Below are 8,670 nucleotides of genomic sequence, written 5' to 3' on the forward strand. Positions count from 1 at the left end.
CTCACCCACCGCCTCCGCTGGTCAGACTGGCGCCGCCGCCATCAAGCCCGAGCCCGCCAAGCCCACTACACCCGACGCCTCAACCTCGAACTCCAGCCATGATCCCAAACGGCGGCTGCCGTACTAGGGACACGGGGACCGGACGGAGCGATTCTGATCGACGTTCAGACAGGGCTTCCGGGTAGGAGGGCAATCTGGAAGAGGCCGCCGTGTACTATGTCTAAGTAAAGGGGCGTGGCCTGAGCCCGCGCTGCGGCATGGAGGAGCGCCGTGAAAGAGCAAAGAGACCGCCGGACGTACGGTCAGCAGTGTGGCCTGGCCTTCGCGCTGGACGTGGTGGGCGAACGCTGGACGCTGCTCATCGTCCGTGAACTGCTGGTCCGGCCGCGCCGCTACCGGGACCTGCTGGACGCCCTGCCGGGCATCGGCACCAACCTCCTAGCCGACCGGCTGGCCTTCCTCACCGAGGCGGGCATCATCCACCCCATCGACGCCGAGCGGCGCACCGCCGGCTACGCCCTCACCGAACTGGGCGAGAAGCTGCGCGAGCCGGTCCTGGTGCTGGCCCGGTTCGGCCTGACGCTGCTCGCCGAGCAGCCGGGCCAGCTCCGCGCGCCGGTCACCCGAGCCTCGTGGGCCGTGCTGGCGATCGAGTCCATGGTCGACCCGGCCCGGGCGCTCACCGACGAGGTCTACGAGTTCGACATCGAGGGCGAGGTGTTCCACGTCCGGGTCGGCGACGGCGAGGTCCGCACGGTCAGCGGCACGGCCGGCGCGGACGCGACGCTTCGGGTGGTCACCGACGCCCGCACGTTCTTCGACCTCGGCAGCGGCGCGATCGAGCCGGTCGAGGCGGTGGTCAGCGGGGCGGTCTCGGTGACCGGCCCGCCCGCGGCCATGCCGCGCTGCCTCTACCTGCTGGGCCTGGGTGGCCGGCCGAGCGGCGAGCGGATGCTCTCGGCGGCCGGCGGCGCGAGGCGCTGACGCTCGGCGGCCGGGCCGGGTGCCCGGCCGCCCCACGTCGTGCTGGGCTGCGCCATCGCCGACGGGTCGGGCAGGGCCAGGCAGAAGCCGAGCCGGCCGCGCAACGCGTGCTGGTTGTCGATCGCCATCAGCAGTTCCGCCAGTGACTCCAATGCCGGCGCCCGGTCGATTCCGCCGACGTCCACCGGGACGAATCCGAGCCCGCGCAGCAGACCAGCAGACTCGATCTTGGCCGATGGGTGGTCCCCGGCCAGCGGCACCGTGACCGGCCGCCCGTCCAGCACCGGCTCGCCGAGCATGCCGGCGGGTACGGTGTTGAGGGCCTTGACCACCCGCCACCGCGGTAACAATTCCGCGAGCAACCGGCCACCGGACCGACCGCGCCCGGTTGTGCCGGCGGGGGCCGTCGTCGGGTTTGTCGCATCGATGACGGTGCGCCCACGCCCGTCGTCGAGCAACCCGTCGAGTGCCAACTCCACGGCGGCGGCGAACGGCAGCACGAGCACGAGCAGATCGGCGCCGGCGACCACGGTGGACGTCGGTACGCAGTGGATCTCGGGGTACGCGGCCAGCACAGGAGGTTGCCGTACGGCATGCGTACGGCCGGCGATGAGCACCGACTGACCTTGCCCGGCAAGGGCCCGGGCCAGCGCCGATCCCATCCGCCCGCGCCCGAGGATGCCGACGATCATGAGGTGCACCGCGTGCCGCGGCGCGGGTGACAAGCGTACGGTGCGAACCTGCGCATCTGTTGGCTCCGGGTCGGTGGTCAGAATTCCCCGGCCGGACCGGACCCGACCGATCGGGTGTTGCCGGTGGTCGCGGGACAGTGTCTCGCACCCGACTTGACGGCTACTTGACGCCGACCTGCCTCCGGGTTGACGGCCTACAGCCACGAGTCACCACTTTAAGTATGGAAGTTCTTCACTTAAAGTGGTGGAGAACCGAGCACAGCGCCACGACAGCTTGGGGGACGGCGTGAACCGGACCGAGATCGAGCCCCGAATTGAGATCCTCGGTCCCGTCCGAGCGACGATTCGTGGTAGGGAGGTCGACCTGGGGCCCCCGAAGCAGCGGGCGGTCCTCGCCCTGCTGGCCCTACGGGCCGGCGGACATGTGCCGCTGGACGACCTGGTCGTCGTACTCTGGCCGGGACAGCCCCCGACCCGGGCCGCGAGCCTGGTGCACACCTACGTCGCGCGGTTGCGTCATGCGTTGGAGCCCGACACCCCACGGCGGCGGCGTACCAACGTCATCGCCTCGGTGCAGGGTGGATACCGGCTCGCCGTGGGCGACGACCAGCTCGATCTGTTCACGTTCCGGGCCGGAATCCGGGAGGCCGCGGCCCGGCGCGAGGCCGGCGAGGCCGACAGCGCCTTCGCCCGGTACGGCGAGACCCTCGAACAGTGGCGGGACCCGCAGCTCGGTGACCTGGCCGCGTTGCTGGTCGAGCCGGACGACATCGGCCCGTTACGGCAGGAGTTCCTGGTTGCCGCACTCGACTACATCGGGCTCGGCCTGGAGCTGGATCGGCCGGACTCGGTCCTGCCGCTGACCGAACGGCTGGCCCAGACCGAGCCGCTGAACGAACGGGTCCAGGCGCGCGTCCTGCAGGCGCTGACGCGCATCGGGCAACGCGCCTGGGCCATCGAGCGGTACGCCGACGTCCGCATGCGCCTCAAGCTCGACCTGGGCGTCGACCCGGGCCCCGAGCTGACCGCCGCGTACCGGGAGGTGCTGGACGCCGAGGCGGCTCCGCCGCCGCCCGGTCCGGGCCGGGGCGGCGTGCAACAGCCGCCCTGGCGGGGACCGGCGCCGGTGGTGGACGAGCTGATCGGCCGCTCAGCCGATCTCGCGGCGGTCTGCGACCTGCTCGGCGAGTTCCGGATGGTGAGCCTGACCGGCCCGGCGGGGGTCGGCAAGTCGGCGCTCGGCCTGGCCGCGGCGGAGGAACTGCGGGAACGGTTCGCCGACGGGGTCGTCGTGGTGGACCTGGCGAGCGTCCGCACCGGTCCGGAGCTGACCCGGACGACGGCGGCCGTGGTCGAGGAGCCGGAGTCCTGGCACGCCGGCGCTTCGATGCCGCTGGCGCACCGGCTGCACGACCGCAAACTGCTGCTCATCCTCGACAACGCCGAGCTGGTCACCGACGACGCCGCCGATCTCGTCGACGATGTGCTTCGCGGCTGCCCGCAGGTCACCGTCCTGCTGGCCTCGCGGGAACTGCTCGGCCTGCCGTACGAGGCGGTGTACCCGGTGCGGCCGTTGGGGGTGGAGGCGGACCGCGGCCCCTCGGCGGCGCCCGCGCTGCAGTTGTTCGCCCGTCGGGCGGCGCAGGTGCAGCCGGGCTTCCGCCTCACCGACGCCAATTTGGAGGCGGTGACCTCGGTGTGCCGGGCGTTGGACGGGCTGCCGCTCGCCATCGAGCTGGCCGCCGCCTGCCTGCGGACCCAGCGGCTGGACGCGCTGGTCGACGTCGTCGAGGATCCGCTGCGCCGGATCCAGCCGCCCCGCCGGGGATTGCCCAGCCACCACCGGTCGCTGCACGCCGCCGTCAACCGCAGCATCGAGCTGCTGGGTCCGGCGGAGCGGCGGTGCTTCAAGGCGCTGGGCGCCGTGCCGGCCGAGTTCGGCCTGGAGACGGCGGCCGTCGCCGGCCGGGCGGTCGCCGGTGGGCCCGAGACGCTACGGGTGTTGCTGGACCGGCTGGTGGACAAATCGGTGCTGGAGGTCATGCACGGCTCGTCGGGCCGGCGCTACCGGATGCTCGGCACCGTACACGCGCTGGCTCGGCAACTGCTGCATGAGCACGGGGTGGACGCTGGCCCGCCGGCTGGCCGATGCGGCTGCGGCTGTGGCTGCGGCTGCCATGCCGGCCGTTGAGGCAGGCGACAAGCACCAAACACTGCTATATGATTCTCTAGTAGATGCTGGCGGTCGACGAGCGGGAGATCTCGCATGGACCAACGCCACCTGCTCATGCACCAGGCGATGCTCGGTGACCGCAGACGCGTCGAGTCGTACGACCAGGCGCTCGCCGCGGTCATCGACGAGAACACGGTGGTCGCCGACGTCGGCGCCGGCACGCTGGCGCTGACCGCGCTCGCGCTGCGGCACGGCGCCGCCCACGTGTACGCCGTGGAGGCCGACCCTCAGATAGCCGCCGTCGCCGACCGCATCATCAAGGCCAACGGCTGGCAGGACCGGGTGACCCTGATCGCCGGCGACGCCCGGCTGGTCCGCCTGCCCCAGCAGGCGGACGTGACCGTCTGCGAGCTGATGGGCAACCTCGGGCCGGAGGAGGACATGGCCCGCATCCTGCGCGTGTTCAACCGCCGCAACCTGCGGCCCGGCGGGGCCGTGGTGCCGGAGCGGGTGGTCACCTGGCTCGCGCCGGTGCAGTTCGACGCCGAAGGTTGGGGGATCTGGTCCGAGGACTTCCTCGGGATGCGGCTCGACGTGGTGCAGGAGCTGATCGAGCCCACCGCCCACCTGCACTTCCTCACCCGGCAGCCGACCCTGCTCGGCGAGCCCGCCGTGCTGGTCGACACCGGCCGCGGCGACACCGGCCTGCGCAACGCCCGCCCGCTGGCCCTGCCCCTGCACACGGCCGGCACGCTGCACGCCGTGCTCGGCTACTTCACCGCCACGCTGGCGCCGGGCATCGAACTGTCCAACATGCCGTCGTACCTGGGCTGCAACTGGGCCGTTTTCGTCTGGCCGCTCCGGCACACGCCCGTCGCGGCCGGCGACACCGTACACGTGCGTCCCCGACGTCCCGAGGGCTCCGCCGCCCGGGACGTGACCCGGTGGCGCCTCGACTGTCACCTCGACCGGGTGGGCGAACGATGATCATCTACACTGCCGCGTCGGTACGGGACCATTCCGTCGACGCCGACCAGCTTTCCGGCCTCACCTGGTCCGGTCACGCCCTCTGGTACGCCGATGCGGGGCGCGAGCGGGCCGTCTGTCTCGATCCGCGTACCGGCGAGCCCGGCGCCGAACTGGCGTGTCCCGGCCTGGTGGCCGGGCTCACCAATCTCGGCGGCTGCCTCCTCTACGCCACCGCCACCACGCTGCGGCTGTGCGAACCGCAGAGCGGGGACATCCTGCGCGAGGTGGCCAGCCCGCGCACGGGCGTGCCGGTCTGCGGCATGGAGGCGGGCAAGGACGGGGTCTGGCTCGGCTGGCCCGACGCGCTGGAACTGCGGCACGCCTCCGACCTGCGGCTGCTCGCGACGGCACCCGCACCGCTCGGCGTCGCCGGCGTCACCGTCACCGACCGGTACGTCGCGCACACCGACCGGCTCGGCGAGGCCATCACGGTCTTCGACCTGCAGACCAGGCGGAACGTGCTGCAGATCCAGGTCGACGGTCGACCCGCAACCAGCCTGACCTGGGACGGCCTGCGGCTGTGGTACGCCGACGCCGGCAACATGCGCCTCCGGGCGCTGGACGTCCCGGGGCTGTCCATCGCACGGGGCTGACCCCGGGCCCTGCTGACCCCCGGCAGAAAGGCGCCTGATGGTACCGCTCAAATTCCTCCTCAGTCTCTCTCCCATCGGCTCACCGATCCTGCGCGTCGCTCCCCCGACCGAATCTGGCCGCTCCCCCGCCCCCGAACGGGTCCGGCTGACCGGTCGCGCCCTCGCCATCGGTGCGGTGGCGACAGCGTCGATGGCGGCGGGGCTGGCCACCGCCTCGGCCACCGCGGTGCGGCACGGCCGACCGGCCGGCCGGCGCCGGCTCGCCCGGGAGGTCGCCCGGACCGTCGTCCGCCTGGGGCCCACCTTCATCAAGGCGGCCCAGGTCCTCGGCACCCGCCGGGACGTCGTGCCGGCCTGGCTCTGCGACGAGCTGTCGGTGTTGCAGGACGACGTGCCACCGATGTCGGTGGCGCAGGGCCGGACAGCGCTGCGCGAGGTGTACGGCGACCAGGTGGACGAGGTCTTCGCCGCCGTCGAGGAGACCCCGGTCGCCAGCGGCAGCATCGCCTGCGTCTACCGGGCGACGCTGCCGGACGGAGGGACGGTCGCGCTCAAGCTACGCCGTTCCGGGATCGGCCCCCAGATGGCCGCCGACCTCGCGCTGCTGCGCCGGGGGGCAGCGCTCGTCGCCCGGTTGCCGATGTTCCGGGGCGTGCCGGTCCGTGAGGTGGTGGACAACCTCTGCGACTCGGTGCTCGGGCAGGTCGACCTCGGCCGCGAGGGTCGGGACCTCGGCCGCCTGCGGGAGGATCTGGGTTCGGTGCCGCGCGTCCTGGTGCCCCGGGTGCATCCCGGGGCGAGTCGGCCGGCGGCCATCGTCATGGATTTCATCCCGGACCTGGCCGTCGACACGGCGGCCCAGTGCTCGCGGGCGATGCGTCGGACGTTCGCGGCGTCCACCCTGACCGTGGTCTACCAGATGCTGTTCATCAACGGTTTCGTCCACTGTGACCTGCACCCCGGCAATCTCTACTTCACCCGAGGCGGCCAAGTGGTGGTGCTGGACGCCGGCTTCAGCGTCCAGTTGTCGGAGCGGATGCGGGAGCTGTTCGCCGACTTCTTCCTCAACATGTCGATCGGCCGGGGCGACCGGTGCGCGGCGATCGTGCTGGAGAGCGCCATCGGGGTATCCGAGGACGCGAACGTGCCGGCTTTCACCGACGGCGTGAAGGACCTGGTGGCCCGCAGCTACAAGCTGTCCGCCAAGGAGTTCAGCCTGATCGCGTTCGCCGGCGAGCTGTTCGACCTGCAACGCCGCCACGGGGTCGCGGCGTCGCCGGAACTGGTGTTCCCGCTGCTGTCGCTGCTCGTGGTGGAGGGCACCGTGCGGGCGCTCGACCCGGACATCGACTTCCAGGAGACGGCCAAGCCGGTCCTGAACCGGGCGTTGTTCGGCATCCGCTGATTCCCGCCCGCACCCTCGCGAGCCCGAGCGGGTCGGTCGCGTACGCGACCGACCCGCTCGTACGGGTCGTCAACCTTGGCCGGCTGGCGTCACCAGCGGGCCGCCCCGGCGGCCAGGGCGTCCGCCCGGGCTCGCGGCCAGGCAGCCACGATCAGGGGTACGAGCCGCAGGTCGGCGGTGGCCAGCCGGTCGAAGCGGCGCCACAGCGCGGTGGCCGTGCCCGGGTCGAGCGCCCGCAGTGCATCGGCGGCGACACTGGCCGGATCTCCGGCGCCGCCGTCGGACGGCCAGATCCGGTGCAGCAGATCCCGGTTGGCGTTGCCGGCCCACCGCGGCGCCCACTCGTGCAGCGTGAGATCGGCGCCGGGTACGCCGGGAGACACCACGACGACAGCGATCCCGTACCGGGCGAGCACGCCGGCCAGGGCGGTGGCCACGGCCGCCGGCCGCGAGCCGACCGGCACCGCCACGGTCAGCCGGGTGCCCGGGCCCAGCCCGGCGTCGGCGAGTAGGCGTCCAGCCCGCTCCGGGTCACCGGCATCGGGTGCGGCGTCCTCGAAGCGCTCCGCGCCCGGATCCCCCGGTTGCAGGACGCCGTGCTGGGCGGCGGCGCCGTCGGCGCCCGCCGTGCGGGCCGCAGCGGCGAGGGCAGCCCGGTCGACCGCCCAGGACAGCGCGTGGCGGGCGGCGGGCGCCTGCGCCGACCCACCGGGCAGCGCGGAGAGGTAGTAGCTGCAACCGGTTCCGCCGAAGCGGGCCGCCGGCGCCGGCAGGTCCCAGGACAGCACCCCGAAGGCGGTCGCGTCGTGGACCGGCTCGCCGCCGGCGGACGCCACCACGTCGATGCGGGACGCGGTGCGCCGGCGGATCGGGTCGGTGGCCGGATCCCACCGGGGGTTGGGCTCCAGGACGAAGTCGCCGCCCGGGGTCAGCTGCTTGGCGATCCGGTACGGCCCGCACGCCGGGTTGCACCGGTACAGCTCGGGGCTGTCCGGCACGTAGTAGTCGTACTCGCGTGGGGCTGCGGCGGCGTATCCGGTGGCGAGCAGGTCGAGCAGGTCGTCGGCCGGCTCGGTGAGCCGCAGCACGACGGTGTCGCCCTCGGCCCGTAGTCCCGGGATCCGGGTGAGGTGGGAGAACTGGGCGAGCGCGGGGGCGTGCGCCTCCCAGTGTCCGAACTCCTCGTCGTAGCGCCGGTAGTAGTCGGCCAGCCCTTCGATCAGCGCGCCGAAGTACGGGCGCATCGACCGGGCGAGCGGGTGGGCGGTGCGCTTGAGGCCCCGTACGACGTCGCCACCGGCCAGTTCCCGGGCGCGCTGGGCGTCCCAGTGGACGCCGCGACGCAGCCCGATACGCCAGGTGCGGCCGTCCGGGCTGATCCCGCCGTTGTCGACGGTGGGCAGCTCCAGAGCGGCGTCGGGCACCGGTCGGGCGGCCGGGTCGGTGGTCACCGGGTAGGCGAACAGCTGCCGAGTGATGAGCCGGAGCACCTGCCCGGTCCCGATGGTGCCCGGTTCCGGCTCGTCGGGCAGTCCGCCGGGCACCGGCCCGAGGAAACGGAGCGGACCGGTGCCGGTCGGCGGATCCTCGGCGCGCTGCTGCTCGCGTACGCCGATCATGCGGGCACCGCCCCGACGTCGGGGAGTGTCCCGGCGGCCGGCTTGTCTGAGCCGCGGAAGACGAGTTTGGACTTGTCGATGTTGTTCGGGTCGCCTTCGCAGTCGACCACGACGATCTGGCCTGGGGTCAGTTCGTTGAACAGGATCCGTTCGGACAGGTTGTCCTCGATGTCCC

The 8,670-nt window shown here is 72.8% G+C and carries 7 protein-coding genes and 1 pseudogene; 5 read left to right on the plus strand and 3 right to left on the minus strand.

Annotated elements, in window-relative coordinates; genetic code table 11:
* The first annotated feature begins 270 nt into the window (after nucleotides 1-270).
* Nucleotides 271-984: a winged helix-turn-helix transcriptional regulator gene (locus tag C1I95_RS29090; protein ID WP_111218623.1), complete on the plus strand. Its 714-nt coding sequence runs from the start codon at nucleotides 271-273 to the stop codon at nucleotides 982-984.
* Here the strand turns inward: C1I95_RS29090 and C1I95_RS29095 are convergent.
* Nucleotides 912-1,676 carry an NADPH-dependent F420 reductase gene (locus tag C1I95_RS29095; RefSeq protein WP_111218632.1) on the minus strand — a complete coding sequence of 255 codons (765 nt, stop codon included), beginning with the start codon at nucleotides 1,674-1,676 and terminating at the stop codon, nucleotides 912-914. The genes C1I95_RS29090 and C1I95_RS29095 overlap by 73 nt on opposite strands.
* 286 nt (nucleotides 1,677-1,962) lie before the next feature.
* Here C1I95_RS29095 and C1I95_RS29100 point away from each other — a divergent pair, with 286 nt between their 5' ends.
* The 4 genes from C1I95_RS29100 (at nucleotide 1,963) to C1I95_RS29115 (ending at nucleotide 6,876) form a co-directional block, all read left to right on the plus strand.
* Nucleotides 1,963-3,867 carry an AfsR/SARP family transcriptional regulator gene (locus C1I95_RS29100; protein ID WP_111218624.1) on the plus strand — a complete coding sequence of 635 codons (1,905 nt, stop codon included), beginning with the start codon at nucleotides 1,963-1,965 and terminating at the stop codon, nucleotides 3,865-3,867.
* A gap of 75 nt (nucleotides 3,868-3,942) precedes the next feature.
* Nucleotides 3,943-4,836: a class I SAM-dependent methyltransferase gene (locus C1I95_RS29105; protein ID WP_111218626.1), complete on the plus strand. Its 894-nt coding sequence runs from the start codon at nucleotides 3,943-3,945 to the stop codon at nucleotides 4,834-4,836.
* The gene (locus C1I95_RS29110) at nucleotides 4,833-5,471 is read left to right on the plus strand and encodes a YncE family protein (RefSeq protein WP_111218628.1); all 639 of its coding nucleotides are present in this window, start codon (nucleotides 4,833-4,835) and stop codon (nucleotides 5,469-5,471) included. Before C1I95_RS29105 ends, C1I95_RS29110 begins: the two co-directional genes overlap by 4 nt.
* A gap of 37 nt (nucleotides 5,472-5,508) precedes the next feature.
* Nucleotides 5,509-6,876: an ABC1 kinase family protein gene (locus tag C1I95_RS29115; RefSeq protein WP_233513960.1), complete on the plus strand. Its 1,368-nt coding sequence runs from the start codon at nucleotides 5,509-5,511 to the stop codon at nucleotides 6,874-6,876.
* 89 nt (nucleotides 6,877-6,965) lie between these two features.
* On the opposite strand, the gene C1I95_RS29120 is transcribed toward C1I95_RS29115, so the two are convergent.
* A complete protein-coding gene (locus tag C1I95_RS29120; protein ID WP_111218630.1) occupies nucleotides 6,966-8,495 on the minus strand; it encodes an ABC transporter substrate-binding protein in 1,530 nt (509 codons plus the stop codon).
* Nucleotides 8,492-8,670: pseudogene (locus C1I95_RS29125) on the minus strand (AAA family ATPase); the annotation flags it as partial. The pseudogene C1I95_RS29125 and the gene C1I95_RS29120, both read right to left, overlap by 4 nt.

The organism is Micromonospora craterilacus, assembly GCF_003236315.1.
Classification (GTDB): domain Bacteria; phylum Actinomycetota; class Actinomycetes; order Mycobacteriales; family Micromonosporaceae; genus Micromonospora; species Micromonospora craterilacus.

Bases quoted from the DNA above. Each gene is read 5' to 3' on its own strand.
- C1I95_RS29110 (WP_111218628.1), top strand. From the start codon at position 4,833: ATGATCATCTACACTGCCGCGTCGGTACGGGACCATTCCGTCGACGCC.
- C1I95_RS29120 (WP_111218630.1), bottom strand. From the start codon at position 8,495: ATGATCGGCGTACGCGAGCAGCAGCGCGCCGAGGATCCGCCGACCGGC.
- C1I95_RS29115 (WP_233513960.1), top strand. From the start codon at position 5,509: ATGGTACCGCTCAAATTCCTCCTCAGTCTCTCTCCCATCGGCTCACCG.
- C1I95_RS29105 (WP_111218626.1), top strand. From the start codon at position 3,943: ATGGACCAACGCCACCTGCTCATGCACCAGGCGATGCTCGGTGACCGC.
- C1I95_RS29095 (WP_111218632.1), bottom strand. From the start codon at position 1,676: ATGATCGTCGGCATCCTCGGGCGCGGGCGGATGGGATCGGCGCTGGCC.